Below are 18,038 nucleotides of genomic sequence, written 5' to 3'. Positions count from 1 at the left end.
CCGTCCCCATTACAAGGTCGGCATTCGCTTCCTCCGCAATCCTTTACCCGCATTCCCAACGGCTTTCCTTACGGTCCGCTTGCCTTTGCAGGCGAGAATACGGGCTTGACACGTTCCACTTAATCAACAATTATTGATAGTTTAGGTTCCACCTCTACTCCGGCAGTCTTATGTCCGTGTATTCCTACTGTGGAGAGGAATATCCAACTGCACACCTTTTGGTTCAAGCCTATCAGCTACTTTGGCTTGTTCAGCCTTAACGAAGCTTACGGTGATTCAGTTAATTAACCATGCTATCAGAAAGCCTGCACCCTAACCGCCTTGTAGCTGGCAGTTTCGCTTCTCCCTCACGGGATTTGCTCCAAATAGGGTTCCGTTTATATCCGCTTCCGAACAATGCCATTACTGGCAAAGCCGGGGATATTGGCTTCATCCAACGGAATGGATGGTTTGGTCGGAGTTACCGCCAAACAGTTAAATTAAGCGACTTCGTGTCGCACCCACATGTACGAATCAAACGTATTTTCCGTTACATACCGGAAGATTTTTACCTTGTCATTCTGGTTTCCCTGCCTGAGAATACGTCCCTCCTGCTGTTCCAAGTCGGACGGTTTCCAGGGGCAGTCCAGATGATGCAGTGCAAGTAGTCTGTCCTGGACGTTGGTACCAGCGCCGAGTTTCGGAGTGGAACCCATCAGGATTCTTACCTGCCCGGCCCGCACCTTTGCAAACAACTCCGCTTTTTTTACTTCCGTATTGTATTCATGAATAAATGCGATCTGCTCTTTCGGGATTCCCCGTTCCACCAGCTTGTTTCTTACATCATCATAAACATTGAACGTTCCGTCAGTTTTCGGTGTACTGAGGTCACAGAAGATTAACTGGGTAGCCTGTGTATCTTTTCCGTCCTCCCATACCTGGAAAGCATTCTCCACACAGGCATTTACCTTGCTTTTCCCTGCGTCTGGCAACATATCATTTAAAAGCCTCTGGTCTAATGCACATTTTCTTCCATCATTGGTAATTTTGAGCATGTTATCTACCCTTGGATCTACCGCACCTCCCCTAACCTGCTCTGCACGTTCTGAAAATGCTTCCACCATTTCTTTCTGCTCATCGCTCGGTTTTAATACTTCATTGATATATTCTGCTTCCGGTACAGGAAGATTCAACATGTCCGCAGTCTGAATATCTGCTGTTTCCTTAAATATGGAAATCAGTTCCGGAAGATTAAAGAAACGGGCAAATCGTGTTTTTGCACGATAGCCCGTCCCTTCCGGTGACAATTCGATTGCCGTAACAGTTTCTCCAAAAGTAGCTGCCCACGAATCAAAATGCCCCATTCCCATATTCATTAAAGTATCATACTGGAGGTATCTCATAATGGTGTATAATTCGGTCATACTGTTTGATACGGGTGTTCCCGTTGCAAACGTAATTCCCTTTCCCCCGGTAATCTCATCCATGTACCTGCATTTCATAAACATATCTGAACTTTTCTGTGCATCGGTCTGTGAAATGCCTGCCACATTCCGCATTTTAGTGTATAAAAAAAGATTTTTGTAATAATGTGACTCGTCCACAAACAGCCTGTCCACGCCTAACTGCTCAAAAGTCACAACATCATCTTTTCGTGTCTGGTCATTTAATTTTTCCAGTTTTGCTTTCAGGGTTTTCTTCGTCTTTTCCATCTGTTTAACGGTATACTGCTCTCCAACCTGCGTCTTTGCTGATTCAATAGAAAATGTAATATCTGCAATCTGATCTTCAAGCAATGCAATCTGTCTTTCCCTAGAAAGCGGGATTTTTTCGAACTGGCTGTGTCCAATAATAACCGCATCATAATCCCCTGTTGCGATTCTGGAACAGAACCGTTTTCTGTTTGCCGGTTCAAAATCTTTCTTTGTTGCCACCAGAACATTTGCTCCCGGATACAAGCGTAAAAAATCGCTTCCCCACTGTTCCAGCAAATGGTTTGGAACCACATAAAGGCTCTTTTGTGCCAGTCCCAGACGCTTGCTCTCCATACCAGCTGCGATCATCTGGAATGTCTTGCCTGCACCTACACAGTGTGCGAGCAGGGTATTATTTCCATAAAGAATATGTGCCACCGCATTTTTCTGATGCTCCATCAGCTTAATTTCCGGATTCATTCCGACAAACTGGATATGACTGCCATCATATTCTCTTGGTCTTACACTGTTAAACCGTTCATTATAAATCTTGCAGAGCGTTTCCCGTCGGCTCATATCCTTAAAGATCCACTCTTTAAATTCCTCCCGGATCAGTTCCTGCTTCTGCTGCGCCAGAGTAGTTTCCTTTCGGTTCAGTACCCGGTGTTCCCCATCCGCATCATGTATTGTGTCATAAATTTTTGTATCATGCAGATTCAACGCATCCTCCAACAATCTATAAGCATTTGCCCTTTGTGTTCCATAAGTTGATGTGGAAAGTGGATTATTGCTGCTATCCACATTCTTTCCCTTTACATTCCACTGTCCAGTCACTTCCGCATACTGCACTTTAATACGCTCATAATTGATATGGTGTCGTGGTGTATGGAATGTTTCTGCCATGAACTCTGTAATATAGTCCGGAGAAATCCATGTTGCACCAAGCCTTGCTTCAATCTCGGAAGCATCCAGGTCTTTCGGCTGTACCCGTTCCAGTGCCTGCACATTGACCATATATTCCGGATGGTTTTCTGCAAACTGCCTTGCAACGTTCAGCTTCTCCCTGACATTCCCGGAAAGATACTCGTCGGATGGCTCCCATTTATCTGTAAGCGGATTTTTGAAGATAACACCTGTAAGCTCCTCTGTGACCTCTTCCTCTGTTTTCCCTGTAAGCTCCATCATATAAGGAATATCCACTTTCGCCTTTTCCCCGATAGATACCGCCAGTGCCTCACTTGCAGTATCTACCGATGTTACCGGCTCTGCCCTGCGGATCGTCCTTTTCGTAAATATGTCTGCTTTCCGCTTCAACTCGCCCTTTTCATCCAGAAATTCAAGGGAAGTCAAAAGGCAATAGCTGCTGTCCATGCTGAACGCTCTTTTATTTGCATTGCTGCTGAGTAGTCCATACTTGGCAGTAAAACTGTCATAAACCTGATTCAACTCAGCCTGTAAGCTGGCAACCTCTTCATCACTGCATTCTTCCAACTGCCGTTCCAGAAGTCTGTTTGTTGCATCCCGGATCGCAACCATCCCTCTGACACGTTCGCCTGTCACAACGGGAAGTTCCATCTTATTCATAACAGAATTTTCCCTGTAATAAATATCCTCTCCGACAAGTGCAAAGCTGAAGTTCTTAATGTCCGGATCTGCCGGTATGGATACCACCTGTTCTTCCAGTTCCGTATCCGAAATCTCCTGCTCTGTGATGGTTCCCTGGATATGCTTCACCGCTTCTTTTAACTGCTCAGCCAGATCTGCTCCCTCTTTTGCCTTTACCGTTACTTCCTGTTTTCCGTACTGGGTACTTTCTGTTGTAAAATCCCCAAGCACCATTTCCGGATGGTCAGCAAAATAAGAATTGACCGTATATCCTTCTGGTGTGGTTTTTAACTGTACCCAGTCTGGCTCTGTGATCGCAGCCCTGTCCCTTTTCTGGAAAAACAGAATATCCGCAACCACACTGGTATTGGCATTTCTCTGGAAAGCATTGTTCGGTAAGCGAATCGCCCCAAGCAGGTCTGCCCGATTTGCAAAATACTGTCGGACTTCCAGATTCTGTTTATCCATCGTACCGCTTGATGTGACAACTGCCACCACTCCTCCGGGACGTAGCAGGTCTAAAGATTTTGCAATAAAATAGTCATGGATCATAAAATGGTATCGGTCATACTTGCGATCACTGACCTGGTATGCCCCAAACGGTACATTTCCGATTACGCAGTCAAAAAAGCTGTCCGGGTAACTGGTTTCCTCAAATCCCTGTACTGCAATCCTGTTCTTCTGGTAAAGCTGCTTTGCAATCTGCCCGGAAATCGGATCAAGCTCTACACCATACATATTTGTGGTACTCATACTTTCCGGTAAAAGTCCCATAAAGTTTCCTACTCCACAGGACGGTTCCAGGATATTTCCCTGTTTCAGTCCCATGTTTCCAAGTGCTTCATACATTGCCTTGATGACTGTTGGAGAAGTATAAAAAGCGTTCAGCGTTGATGCCCTTGCTGCACTGTATTCTTCTGGCGTAAGGACTCCTTTTAACTGTGTATATTCCTCTGCCCAGGCACTGTTTCTTTCTTCAAAAGCCTGGGGAATACCGCCCCATCCAACATACCTCGACAACACTTCCTGTTCTTCCGGTGTTGCTAATCTCTGATCCTGTTCCAGTTCTTTCAGTAGCCGGATAGCTTCCATATTTGCTTTAAACTTTGCCTTCGGACCGCCAGCACCAAGGTCATCGTCCGTAATATGGAAGTTATGAGGTTCCTGTTCCTGCACCTGTTCATTCTGCAGATATGGCAAAAATTCTCCCTCATAGCCAAACAGTTCGTTCTCCCCTGGAATATAATTTCGTCCAGTTTCCATACACCGGAAAATATCAGCTTTTGATGAACCACTTGCTTCGTAAAATCCTGCATAGGAATATAAAATATCATCTTCTCGCTCGTAGGTAGTCAAATGTAATTCTGTATTTCCTCTTGTCTGGTTTACCAGTTCTTTCCCTTCCAGACCTTGCGGAAGAATCCCCACTGGTTCAAAATGATACCCCTGATATTCAAATACATTCTCGTCCCACTGTTCCTGTACAACTACATCTTCTGGCTCAGACTCTGATTCTTGTAAATCCAGTTCTTGTCGTACTCTGGTAATTTCTTCTGGATTCATGACATGATCTGTATATGGCTCGATCATATCCTCCTGCCATCTGCCATTATCATTCCAGAGTTTTTCCGAAATGTCAGAAACCAACTGCATCTGTTCCGGTGAAAAGTCTGGATTCAATACTGGTTCTAACATACGCTCCTGTTCAGCCAGCTTTCGGATAACCGCCATCTGTTCCTCGGAAAAATCCTCTACAGATTTTCCAACTGTATCCATACTGTCATAGATCAGTTCGCCTACACGACTTTTTAATACATAATCATCCTCATAAAAGCCATCTTCCCACAATTCTTTTGCTTCTTCAAAGGACATATGCGGATCTGCCTCTGGTTCTTCATTCTGTATCTCTTCCACTTCTGCAGCCGATTCTTCTACTTCCAGTTCTTCCGTAATTTCCTCTGGTTCAGAATTACTCATAATGTCAAATAAAGACATCTGGTATCCTGTCAAGCCTTCCGTCTGCTCTGCTACTTCCTGTGCCGGGAAAATCGTATAGCTGCCCTCCACATACTGATGTACTTCTGTTAAAAGCTGTAATTTCTTCTCATAAGTTTCATTTACTGATTCAAAATCCAATGGCAGCATTGCCAGTGCATCGTCCATCGCCTGTAACAGTTTCTGTGTCTGCTCCGAATCATTCAGCATAACGGGTAATTCTTTTCTTGCTTCTTCATTGAAGAAATCCTGTTTAAATGGACGCTCAATTTCTTCTGGAAGCCTTGCATAAAAGCTGATCACTTTTCCTGCAATTCGTTTTCTTTCATAATCTGGCATACGGGAATAATCAGCGGAACGTAAGAACTGCTGGTTATCAATCAGGTAGCCGACTCTTTTCGCCACTTTTGCCCAGGGAAGTAACACCGAAGTATCCGGATTTCCAAACTCTCCTCTCTTCAGTTGCAAACCTTTTCCATCATAATCTGCATAGGAATTGTCTGCGCCACATAAAGCATGACTCTGACCTCCTGTTCCGTATCTTTCTTTAATAAAATCCGTTCTGGCTTTATCATCTTCATTTAAGAGATAAAAGGAATAAGTAGAAAGCCTGCCATCGGAATACGGACCTCCACCAGCAAGAAAAGCGTCTATTTCGTCCTGGGTAATAAACACCTTATGTTCCTGCCATGCAAACCCATCCCTGGCATTATATGGAATCACTTCTGCAGCAAATTTCTGGAACTGACCGGATATTCTGACCGGGTTATAGGTACGGAACCGCATAATGCTTTTATCTTCCTCATAAGCCATTGCCAGTCCTTCCAGACGCTCATTCATATCTGACAGCCACTGCGGATCTGCCAGCTTTTCTTCCAGATAATCTGTTATTTCCGGATAAATACTGCGAAGATGTGGTAAATCCTCTTCATCAAAGACAAGTTCCGCTACACCCTCTGCCATATCCGCTTTCATATAGGCAAGTGCCTGGGCATGTTCCTTTATCGCATTTTCCCTTGCAACATCAAGTACGGACTGTGGTGCATATTCACCCTGTTTCAAAAGCTGATGGATACGACCACTCACATCTTCCCAGGACAAAAACGCCTTATCCAGAATCTGATCTGCAACCGTATGCCCTACTGCAATCTGCAATCCGGTTTCATCAAACCAGACCGAATACTCCATACCATTGATTTCAAAGCCCTTTCCACCAGTCCCATACTCCCGCTTCACAAACTCTGTATATTCTTCCGGTGTCTGTTCACTCATAAAATTATAAATAATGCGAAGCTGGCTTTTACTTCGGTTTCCCCCGGTTCTTAAAACCTCATCGACCACCTCACTTGGAATGGCAATCTCCCCAGCATAGAGGGCAGCTATTCTGTTTTCGATTTCCCTTTTCTGTTCATTTACAGATGGAAGTTCGGGCAAAGATAAAGCAGAGGCAATTTCTTCCTCTGCTTTACTTAACTGATCTTCACTTGTGTCTTCAATTAGCTGTACACCAATTCCGTCAAGATGCTCTCTTCCGCTGTTGCCGTCAGACTGTTCATATGTGCTGTCCACGCCATCGGGTTCTCCTCTTTCGATGGTGCCGGATTCTTCTCCAACAGTTTCGCTATCTGTACTTCCAATCTCTTCTGTGCTGTTTTCTCGATCTCTTCCAGATGGCTGTTCAGTTTCCCAGTCAGTAACAGGCTCTGATACAGGCTGTTCTTGTGTTCCTTCAGAAATGTCCTCCGCAACATTCCGTATTTCCCGATCTGTACCTCTGTCTCCTGGATTGTCAGATTCGGAAACAGATAATCCCCTTTGCGATGATATGTCAGTTCCATGCTCATTTCCTCCTTCATCTTCCTGCGAATATTCGTTTTCTATGATTCTGTTGTTGTCCTCTTTGCTTTCACGAATTAACGTGTTAAATTTATTATAATTCCTTTCCTCAGAATTTTCAATACCCTTTTTCATTTCTTCTAATGAAATACGGTGTACAAATCTTCCAATATCCACTAGCACAGACTCACTGGCCATGCTCGTCGCATTTCCAATAAATGTCAGCACTGATAAACTGTTATAGTCTGTGATATGTACGAAGTCCATTTCTTCCTGCCGTTCCAGCGGATCAAGTCCGCATCTGGAAGCCAGCGTATAATAAATGCTGTCTGTCAACAGACTGCGAAATTCACTGCGTATGGTATCTTCTTCCAGCGCCTCCAGGTACGTTCCTTCCGTCACATATGTCAAGCCATCCAGGTATTCATCCAGATTTTCTTCTACCATATACTTCGCTGTTGCCATCAGTGCATCAGAAAGACTTCCTGTATCTTTAGCTTCCAGTCCATAAACTTCTTCTAAATGGTTTAATAACTCCTCCTGTTGCTTCTCCTGCAACCGCCACAGGTAAGGGGTTCTTCCACCTTTTACCTTATGAGTATCCTGAATATCAAATACATATCGGAGTCTTGTTTTCTGCATGGTTTCATCCAAAAGAGCAATTCCCTTTGCTCCTCGGTTTACCCACCGCAGCATTTTTTCATTCCATAATTCCAGCGAAGCACAGGCAGTTGCTTTTGGACGCTGTGCGTGGATCAAAAGCTGATCCATAAATGGATACCGATACAGTCTGGCTGCAGTATCCAGATAATTCATCCAATCTCTCGGTGAACTGCTGATACGGGTTGCATGATACTCCGCAAGTCCCCGTATCTCATCTAAATGAGCCATAACTCATTCCTCCTTCCGTCTGTGCTTTATTTCTTCTTTTTAGGAAATTCCAGACTGAATCTGGCTTTTCCATCTTCTAACCCTAATACCAGATCGGCATCAAATTTGCTGTCTTTTTTCTTGGAATACAGCCCTTTCACATGGGTACACCCATTTTTCAGAAGCTCCACCGCCATCTTTTTATCCATCGACTTTTTCATACTTTCCAGAAAGCGGTTCGACTTCCACAGAGCAAACTGACAGCTTCTGTCAGAGCAGTAATAATTAATCTTACCCTCATATACATCAGAACCGCATACCGGACATTTCCCGATTACTTCCTTTGCAGTCTGAAAACGGTTCCGTTCTTCTTCCGAAATTGCCCTGCACATAGAAAGAATCTCATTAATCATGGATACAATCCCATTTATAAATTCATCTTCCTGGATTTCCCCCTTTTCCATCATCAGAAGCTGATTCTCCCATTCTGCTGTCAGGCCTGCAGATTTCAGATTCTCCGGCATTACATGAATCAGCTCACATCCTGCTACGGTAGGAAGAATCTGTTTTCCTTTACGTTCTGCATAACCGGAAGACACCAGCTTCTCAATGATATTCGCTCTGGTTGCCGGTGTCCCAAGTCCTTTTTTCTCTGTTTCAGAATCAAATTCCTTATTCCCCGCTGTTTCCATTGCAGCAAGCAGGGTATCTTCGGTAAACATCTTCGGCGGGGAAGTATAATGAGTACTCTTCTCTGCCTTCACAGAGGCAAGAGTCATTCCTTCCTCATATCCTTCTGGAAGTTCTGTCTTATTATCCGGTTCATCAGATTTCTTATCCTTTACACAGTATTTCCGAAAGGCTTCTTCCACTTCTTTGAAGCCCATCTGCACAGGCAGCTTTCCTTTTGCAGTAAATTCATGTTCTTTGCACTGTACGGAAATTTCTGTCTGCTCATAAAGGTACTCTTCCCCTGTTGCCTGAACAAGCTGTTGTCCGATCAGCATCAGCAGATTTTTCTTTCCACCGGAAAGTCCTCCCATGCCTTTTTCCATTGCTTCTTTTGTCGGTAGGATTGCATGATGATCAGATACCTTTGCATTATTAACCACACGATCTATGTTTCCCCTAATCTGTCCAGATTCCAGAAACGGAAGAAAATCTGTCATGCCTTCGGCAAGCATTTTTACCGTTTCTTTCATATCCTCGGTTACATACTGACTGTCTGTTCTCGGATAAGTAACCATCTTTTCTTCATACAGTTCCTGCAGCATATCCAATGTTTTCTGTGCAGTGTATCCGAAAAATCGGTTTGCTTCCCTCTGCAGACTGGTCAGGTCATAAAGTTTGGGCGGAGAAGTCTTTTTCTGTTCTCTTTTCACTCTGGTCACAACAGCTTCTGTCCCATCACAGAGTTTTCTTAATTCTTCCGCTTCTGTTTCAGACTGAATATTTTCTGAAATTACCGCAAGTCTTCCATCTGACAGGGAAACCTTATAATAGGCTTCTTTCTTGAAATGCTCAATTTTCTCTTTTCTTTCCGTCAGCATAGCAAGCGTTGGTGTCTGCACTCTGCCAACTACCAGACGTTTAAAATATCTGGTTGTATAGGCTCTCGTTGCGTTCATTCCGATCAGCCAGTCTGCCTGCGCTCTGCACACCGCAGCATTACAAAGACCTACGTATTCTTTCCCGTCCTTTAAGGTCTGGAAGCCTTTCTGAATTGCTTCATCTTCCATTGAACTGATCCACAGACGCTTCACTGGTTTTTGACAGCCTGCCAGATCATAAACTCTTTTAAAAATCAGTTCTCCCTCTCGCCCGGCGTCACAGCCATTGACCAGATACGCCACATCTTCCCGATTCATTAAGCTACACAATACTTCAAACTGCTTCTTTTTATCCTCTGATACCTGCACTTTCCATACTTCCGGGATGATCGGTAAATCCTCAAACTGCCATTTTTCATATTTTTCATCATAAATTTCTGGTGGTGCATATTCTGCCAGATGTCCCAGGCACCAACTGACAATGCAACTGTTCCCTTCCAGATAGCCGTCCTCTCTCTGATATGCAGATAAATTCTTTGCAAGACTCTGTGCCACACTTGGTTTCTCTGCAATCACTAAAAATTTTGCCATATTTTCCTCCTGTTCCTGTCAAAAAGGCAGTCCCAAAAGAACTGCCCTTTCTCCATACCTTATGATTTTTTGTTATTTCTGCTGATTCTCTGCATTTTCTTCATCTTCATTGATATAACTGTCATCAGCAAATTCCAGACCTTCCTCTACAATGCCGTCCTCTTTTTTCTTTCTCAATTTTCCAAAAGCGAACATGCCAAGACCACCCAATGCCAGCGTTGCAACTGCTCCCAAAGCAATCCATCCAATCATCTTGTTAATGCCAGATTCCTGCTTTGCCTCTGTTTCCGGCTGTGCTGTAGTTTCCGGTTCTGGTGTTGTAGTCGTTTCTGGAAGAACAACCGCAGATTCCTCTTTCTTTTCCGTTTCTTTGGTTTCATCTAAGAACTCTGCCAGGTCATTTTCATCCACAAGTGACATCATGTACACATTTTCAGAAGTACCGGAACGGTCAATGACCATATAAAAGGTATTTCCATTCTTTGTCTGTACAGTCAGAAACTGCTTGGTACTGTCATTCTCCTTATCATCCACAAGCTGTCCGTTTCCCGGTGTAGAAAACGGTGTTCCTTCTGTGGCAGGCTGCTCTGCAGGCTGTTCTTCTATGACCTGCTCTGTTGCTTCGATCTGTTCTGCATTTTCATTTGCCTGTGCAAAAGCAGTCACACTGGCAGAACCAATCAGCATCGTAGCTGACAGCATGACCATCAAAATTTTTTTCATTACCTTATTCTTCATCTTCCAAATCCTCACTTTCTTCTACCTGTCCGGTTGCCACATTTCTCTCCAGACTCTCTTCTTTCTTTGCATCTGTTTCGGAACTGTCCATAGAGAGATTGCCCTCCTCATCAAACTGCATGGTAACTGTTCCGTTCTGAATCCCATCCAGAAAAGTCAGCATCTCCCGGCTGTCCATTTTCATGGAACGGATCGCCTTGATGATTTCTGCATCCTCCATCTGCTTTTTCTGGATTTTCAGTTTCTTTACATATTCCTGTAACTCCAAAATCTTATCTTCTGTTTTCTGAATATCATCCAGAACCTTTTTCAATCGCATATTCATGTTTGTCTACTCCCTTCTAATGAATCCTGCCAAATGCCATAAAATGCTGCTGCCAGTAAGAACTTGCAATACTTGTATACTGAATCGGATTTCCACAATGGATCATCATATTATTTCCTACATAAATTCCAACATGGCTCGCTCCCGGCGTATCATAAGTTCCCTGGAAAAAGATCAGATCTCCCGGCTTTGCATCAGATGGAGATACATAGGAACAATAAGACCGAAGCCCATCTGCCGTTGTTCTTCCTACATTCCAGCCATTTCCGCAGTTATTGATTACCCAACATACGAAACCGGAACAATCAAAACTGGTAGATGGAGATGCACCGCCCCACACATACGGATAACCCAGATATTTTTCTGCTTCCCGAATCATCTTGGCAAACTGCGGATCAGAAAGTGCTTCTGCCGGAATATCATATCCAAAGCCCGCCCCGCCTGTCGGAATACTGTTAATGTCAAACAGATAATCACGATTTCCATAGTATTTGTTGTAAGCGTCATACTGCTCCTGCTCTTTATCCGTCATACGGTTTCTTAAAACTGCATCCAGATTATGGTTCGTGAGTGTTACATCCAGACGGTTCACTTCTCTTGTCGTTGTTACTTCCACTTCCTGACTTCCGTTGCTGTCTGCTATGTATGCTTCCCAGGTCTGATGCCCATGTGCTGATGCAGAAGCATGATCGCCATAATATACATCAAACTGAACACCATATCTTGCAAATGCTCCCGTATCTTCTACTACATATTCCACTCCATTCATAATGACATGGGTTCCCATTGGCACAAATGGATTGGAAGCATCTACTGCAATCGTATGATTAGCCTGTGGATATGCGCCACTTGCAGTCGGACCACCACTCCACTGCCCGCAACAGATTGAACAGTTACAATATCCGCTGGTAACCACCTGTCCCAGTGATTCCCCAACCCTGACCTTTTTCTTTTCTGTTACAGTTTCTCGTGTCGAGTCCGTATACAACCCATACTGTTCCTTAAAAATCTCCTGAATCTCATCTGCAACCTCTGCATAGGTAAAACCGCCATACTTGACTGTCAAGTAAGAAATAAGCTGATACGGGTTGTGTCCAATCTCATCAATCTGGAACTGGAACTCATCATAGTCGGAATGGTTTGCCTTCATCTGATTGATCTGCTCATTCAGTGCATTTTCCAATGCTACATAAGCGTTTTCCGCAGCATAAATATCTTCATCCTCACTGGAATAACTGGTAGAAATAATGGCATTGGAACCTCCCTGGAATAATGCAGCGCAACTTGACAGACTCGTTGCCATCAATGCAAAAAGCAGAACCATAACTCCTATCGTCAGAAGGATATTCCGGTTCTGCGCCACAATCTCCTTGACTGCTGCCTTGGCTTTCTCCGTAAATCGCTGTGCATTTACAAACACTGCGTCTTTCGCAGCCTTTCCCTGTTTCGCAGCCTGATACTGTTTCTGGTAACGCTTTTTCTGCAGTAATTTCTTTAAGGCAGACTGTTTTTTCTGCTCTGCTTCTTTCTGAACCGCCTTTTTTGCCTCATTGGAAGCACTAGTTCCAAACTGCAAGCGGGATTTTTCCATTTCTTCCAGCACAGATTCCCTTAACCGGTTATTTCTCTGCCGGTTCTCTTTTAACCGTTCCCGGACGTAAATTGACTTTCTTGCAAGACTTTCTCCCGCAAGTTCCATTTGCTCTGCTGCATCAAGAGCCGCATTATCGTCGGTATCCTCTCTGATCTTTTTCTGACCATAGGCAGATGCCGTTTCAGAAACAACGGTTGCACCCTTTCTTGCCATACCACTGCCTGGAATCATACCTTTGCCTTCATCTTCAAAGGAAAGACGGGATTTTGATTTCTTCTGTTCTTTTAGTGTCTGTTCCCTTTTCGTCTTGACTTTGATCTCTTCCCGAAAATCTTCCATTGATTTTTCATCAACTTCTGACTTTTCATGGTAGCGTTTCTGCTCTTTTGCTGCATAGGCTGTGACCATCTTTTTCTTTCGGCTCTGCCTGTCTGGTTCCGGTGTTTCAGAATCACGTTCAGCATCCTGTCCCGGATGTCCCCGGATACTTTCTTTACGAAGTCTGGAACGTGAAACAGACGGAGATTTCTCCCCGTCTGCCTTATCCTCACTCATTTCTGAGTTTTCCATTTCATCCGCTTCCGCAATTTTTTCCTGTTCCAGAAAAGCGTGTCTTGACTGTAACCTATGTTTTCCCTCTGTTCCTTCCTCTACTGGCTCTTCTACAATATGAGACTTTCTTACCTTTCCAAAATCCAGTTCCTGTTCTCTGTGTCCGGCTGTCTTCTTCTCATCTTCCTCACGTCCGGTAATTCGCTTCTCCTTTTTACTGCGAAGATTTTCTTCCCGAAGTCCATCCCGGCTCATCTTCTGGACAGTTTTATCCCTTGCTTTATATTCATGCTCCTGCATGGTCATCATCTCCTGATTTCATAATTTTTGTTCAGAAACGTGTTCCATCTGTTTTCAATGGCAATCGCCTTATCCTTTAATTTCACTGAAACATCAGAAAGACCACTCTGTAACTCTCGCCCCTGCGTATCTGCAAGCAGAGCCAATGAATCCATTACTTCTAACAGACCAGCAATACAAAGCATATCCTTATGCGCCATTTCTAAAAGTGACCTTTCAGATTCCCCATAAGCCCAGTAGTCTTCGCTGTCCCAGTCCCAAATACCTCCTGTTCTTGCTTTATCTGGTTTAGAATCCGGCTCTACACTGTCCTGCTCATTATCAAAAAAATCATTTTCATCGCACTTAATTTTCTCTTCCGGTTCTTCCATATCACTTATCTCATCAAACCAGTCCTTCGTCAGATCTTCGCAGCCAAATTCAAATTCTTCCGGTTCTTTCTCGGCTTTCATTTTGCTGAATTTTTTTTGCAACCACGACCATACGCCCATTCCGCTGTGAATATTCGCATGTGGACAATGTAAGCAGCTTGTCCCCATATTCTGCTGTGATTCCGGTTTCATAGATTGCTTTTCGCTTAATTTCTCTAATAAAGTACTCATAATCTGCCCCTTTCTGTGCTTTTATAAAACTGTAATAGTTAAAGTCATTTCCGGTATAAACCGGTGTTGTAAATGCTGATAATATCTGATACTGTTCATTTCCCCATATGGTACGGAACAGGATTGTTGGATGCTCCTCATAAAATCCCTTGTCTTTATATTTTTCAAGATCAGCAAACATCTTCCCACTGTTCATATGATGCCCATAGATAATCAGGTTGTCTGAATCTCCCGGCACACATTCCTCAGCAAGAAACAGACAGCCATTTGCTGAGTAGTCCCCATTAAAATCCCGATGCAGATAATAATTCTTATCTCCGGGCCTGTACATAACTGGGTAGTCTATCTTTGTTCCCTCAATCGTAAGCCACCCAATACAATCTGGATTTTCCTCATGCAATGCCAGTATTCCAGCATCTACTTCTATAAAAGAATCGCCAGAAGAATTTTCTCCCGGCTCGTCCTCTTTCTCCTGCATAAGTTCCTGCAACTCTTGCTGTAACTGATTGTCCTGTCTTTCCTGTATGAACATTCCCATCAGAAAGTAAATACTGATAGTAAGCAAAATAATCGAAACAATCATCAATATTCCTGCTATAAACCGCCTCACTCTGCCACTCCTCCTGTTAATCGTCCCTGTCTTTGATGCCAAGTTTTTCACGTTTTTCCACATCTTCCGGTTTCGATGACATTAACACATACAGCATAAGAGAATTATCAAATCTGTCCTTAAACGGAATAATTGTATTTCCATAAAAAATCAAGCCTTCTCCTGCTCCACTGTTTGTCACATAGGAAAGCTGATGCGGAGAGATGTTAAGCTGTTTGGCAAGAATCTGTCTGTCCCCGGATGCCTGGTTAAGCATCAGAATAAAATCAGAGTTTTCAAAGATGTTCTCGATTTCTCTTGAAGCAAGCAGGTCTTTTACATTCTGTGTGATACCAGTCGGAATACCGCCCCACTTACGGAACCTCTTCCAGATTTCCACGCTATATGCTGCTGTCTGTTCTTCTTTCAGCAGCAAGTGAAACTCATCAATGTAATATCTGGTAGATTTATGTGCAGCACGATTGACTGTTACCCTGTTCCAGACCTGATCCTGAACAATCAGCATACCAAGTTTTTTAAGTTGCTTACCAAGGTCTTTAATGTCGAAACATACCAGACGGTTATTCAACTCAACATTCGTGCGATGGTTGAATACTTTAAGAGAACCATTAACATAGATTTCCAGTGCCGTTGCCAGACGCTGTGCCTCTGGTTCTTCCTGCTTGCGAAGCAGATTGTATAAATCCTCCAGTATCGGCATCTTCTCTGGAACCGGATCTGCAAGATAGTCCTGATATACCAAGCGGACACAACGGTCAATAATCGTCTTTTCTACTGGCTCCAAGCCATTCTTCCCACCTACTACCAGTTCACACAGTGAAAGAATAAAATCTGATTTCAGAGATAACGGATCGTCATCATCCGCATAATTGGTGTTAATATCCATCGGATTGATATAATCATGACTAGTTGGCGAAATACGAACAACCTGTCCATTGAATGCCCGGACTATGGGAAAATACTCGCCTTCTGGATCACAGATAATAATATCGTCCTTTGTCACAATAAAAACATTGGTAATTTCACGTTTTGCCGCAAAGGACTTACCAGCTCCCGGAGTACCCACGATCAAGCCATTCGGGTTTTTCAGTTTCTTCCTGTCAGCCATAATCAGGTTGTTAGACAAGGCATTCAGACCGTAGTAAATGGATTCTCCACCCATAAATAATTCCTGTGTCGTGAACGGAACAAAAATCGCTGTTGAAGTTGTCGTTAATGCTCTTTTAATAGGAATCCAGTTTTTTCCAAGTGGCAGACTGCTCATAAGTCCCGGTTCCTGCTGATAATCAAGCCTCTTTAATGCACAATTATATTTCTGTGCAATACCTGCGGTCTGAAATACCACATTTTCCAGTTCCTGTTTATTTTTTGCAGTATTTAAAAACACCACCGTCACAAGAAACATTCTCTCATTCCTGGATTGCAAATCTTCCAGAAGCCTCTTTGCTTCCCCTCCGTAAGTATTCAAATCAGACGGGATAATATCCATATCATATCCGGAACGAACTGCTTTTTTCTGCTCCTCAATTTTCATCCTGTTAATATCTGTAACCTTTGCTTTTACCAACTTAATCGCTTTCATCTGGTCGATGGACTGGATGTGAAGATTCACAAGCAGATTGCAGTCCATTTCCAGAAATTCCGCAAGCATTTTATCAGTCAGCTCCGGTGCCAAAATCTGCAGGTAGGATACTGCCCCGATAGTATCTCCCATCTGAAAATCTTTTCCGTTCTTAAACACAAAACTGGATGGTGCGATATAGTCCTTGGTATTCAGTCCGGTACGCAGCACATCGTCATAGCTGAACCGAAACGGAACTTTATTGTCCTGGTTGAACGTTTCATACATAATCTGCAAACGCTCCACGCCATTCAACGGATAAGCAGACACCCCTAATACCTTAAAGTTATTGAGAATATCCGTTTCGATACGCTCCAGTTTCGGTTTTGCTTCCCGGATATTGTCTGCTTCGATTCCAAATGTAAGATACTTTGTTCTGACAAGACCATTATTTCCCTTTGCCAACTGGTTTCTGAGCATCTGAGCAAACTCCATACGCAGATCATCAAAACTGTCATTCTGCTTCTTAATGCGAATCACATCTTCATATTCTGCCATATTGCTGTGATGATTGATAAAGGACAACTGGAAATGAATCGTACTGTCAAAATAGTTCAGGAAATCACACCAGTTTTCAAAAATCGCATTTTTATCTTCGTTCTGTGCCAATTGATAGTTAATATCATAAAAACGGATGGTCTTGGAATAATAACCATCTTCCACACGACAGATACCGTCTTTTCCCATTTCTCTGTATGGAATAGACTGTTGTGCGGTAATCTTCTTTTCTTTATTTCCACCACTCGTATTCCTGTTTACTTTTTTTACAGCTCCCTTTTTACCATTGGATTTTACAGAAGATGACACTGCTGGTTTCGTCTTCTTTTTATATTTATTCTCTTTTTTCGCCTGTTTCTTTGCTGCTTTTTCTTCACGAGCTGCCAGCTTTGCCTCCTGCTTTGCACGTTTTTTATCTTCTTTTTCGTGTGCCTTATGAAGTTTTGCTTCATACTTCTGTGCTTTTTCCCAGGCTCGCTGCTCTCGTCTGCTTAATTTACGTCTTGGTCTGCGGATACCCCGATGTCGCTCCAGTGCTTCATACCCTGTAACCATAGGTACTCCCTTCAAACGCTGTCTGTCCTTGACAAAATCTTCTGCTTCATCCATGGCAAACACTGGTAAACCATCAGCAGAATCTGCTTCATCTAACCACCAGTCCTCTGGATAAGAAGCATCTTTGGCATGTTCTGGCAGCAATTTATCATTTTCTCTTCTTTCCACGAACTGTACCTCCCTTCGATTTTGTTATAATTTTTCTTTTCTCATACATATTTTCCACCTCATACTTTCGCAACGGAGGACGGATAAATTTTACTGTAATCATATTTTTCAGGACTTTTTCTAAAGGAAGTCCGTCTTTCTCATACATGGCAAACAAAAAAGCCGGAAGCATCAACAAACACATTCCGGTTGCCGCATTACTTGAACCAATCAATCCTCTTGCCAGGAAATAAAATGGAAGCCCTACTGCCGCTGCAATGCCAAGACAGATAAGCTGACGTTTTGTGAGGTTCAGAATAATCTTATTTTTAACTTTCGTCAGATCTTTGGGTACTGATACAAAAGCCATTTTCTA

The 18,038-nt window shown here is 43.2% G+C and carries 9 protein-coding genes; all 9 read right to left on the bottom strand.

Annotated features, from left to right (window positions below):
• Nucleotides 1-479: 479 nt before the first annotated feature.
• The 9 genes from OCV70_RS20340 to OCV70_RS13120 all read right to left on the bottom strand — a co-directional run bounded on the left by OCV70_RS20340 (nucleotide 480) and on the right by OCV70_RS13120 (nucleotide 18,032).
• Nucleotides 480-8,000 carry an N-6 DNA methylase gene (locus tag OCV70_RS20340; RefSeq protein ID WP_330385733.1) on the bottom strand — a complete coding sequence of 2,507 codons (7,521 nt, stop codon included), beginning with the start codon at nucleotides 7,998-8,000 and terminating at the stop codon, nucleotides 480-482.
• Nucleotides 8,001-8,026: 26 nt separating this feature from the next.
• Nucleotides 8,027-10,120, bottom strand: a complete 2,094-nt coding sequence (locus OCV70_RS13155) for a type IA DNA topoisomerase (protein ID WP_262579752.1) — start codon at nucleotides 10,118-10,120, stop codon at nucleotides 8,027-8,029.
• A 72-nt stretch (nucleotides 10,121-10,192) separates the two neighbouring features.
• Entirely contained in the window at nucleotides 10,193-10,858 is a 666-nt protein-coding gene (locus tag OCV70_RS13150) for a CD1107 family mobile element protein (protein WP_118237790.1), read from the bottom strand.
• Nucleotides 10,848-11,183, bottom strand: a complete 336-nt coding sequence (locus tag OCV70_RS13145) for a DUF4315 family protein (RefSeq protein ID WP_029730842.1) — start codon at nucleotides 11,181-11,183, stop codon at nucleotides 10,848-10,850. The genes OCV70_RS13150 and OCV70_RS13145 overlap by 11 nt, the downstream gene beginning before the upstream one ends.
• A 16-nt stretch (nucleotides 11,184-11,199) precedes the next feature.
• Nucleotides 11,200-13,629 carry a C40 family peptidase gene (locus OCV70_RS13140; protein WP_055282530.1) on the bottom strand — a complete coding sequence of 810 codons (2,430 nt, stop codon included), beginning with the start codon at nucleotides 13,627-13,629 and terminating at the stop codon, nucleotides 11,200-11,202.
• A 5-nt stretch (nucleotides 13,630-13,634) separates the two neighbouring features.
• Nucleotides 13,635-14,000 (bottom strand): hypothetical protein, encoded by a 366-nt coding sequence (locus tag OCV70_RS13135; protein ID WP_147397701.1) that lies wholly within the window; start codon nucleotides 13,998-14,000, stop codon nucleotides 13,635-13,637.
• A gap of 49 nt (nucleotides 14,001-14,049) precedes the next feature.
• A complete protein-coding gene (gene srtB / locus OCV70_RS13130; protein ID WP_029730839.1) occupies nucleotides 14,050-14,841 on the bottom strand; it encodes a class B sortase in 792 nt (263 codons plus the stop codon).
• 16 nt (nucleotides 14,842-14,857) lie between these two features.
• Nucleotides 14,858-17,683, bottom strand: a complete 2,826-nt coding sequence (locus tag OCV70_RS13125) for a VirB4-like conjugal transfer ATPase, CD1110 family (protein WP_262579751.1) — start codon at nucleotides 17,681-17,683, stop codon at nucleotides 14,858-14,860.
• On the bottom strand, nucleotides 17,664-18,032 hold the full coding sequence (locus OCV70_RS13120; protein WP_029730837.1) for a PrgI family protein: 369 nt from the start codon (nucleotides 18,030-18,032) through the stop codon (nucleotides 17,664-17,666). The genes OCV70_RS13125 and OCV70_RS13120 overlap by 20 nt, the downstream gene beginning before the upstream one ends.
• Nucleotides 18,033-18,038: the final 6 nt, after the last annotated feature.

Origin of the sequence: Blautia acetigignens (assembly GCF_025566865.1) — a bacterium.
GTDB classification, from domain to species: Bacteria; Bacillota; Clostridia; order Lachnospirales; family Lachnospiraceae; genus Blautia_A; species Blautia_A acetigignens.
The sequence above is the reverse complement of the archived record's forward strand: the minus strand, read 5'-3'. Positions and strand labels throughout refer to the sequence as shown.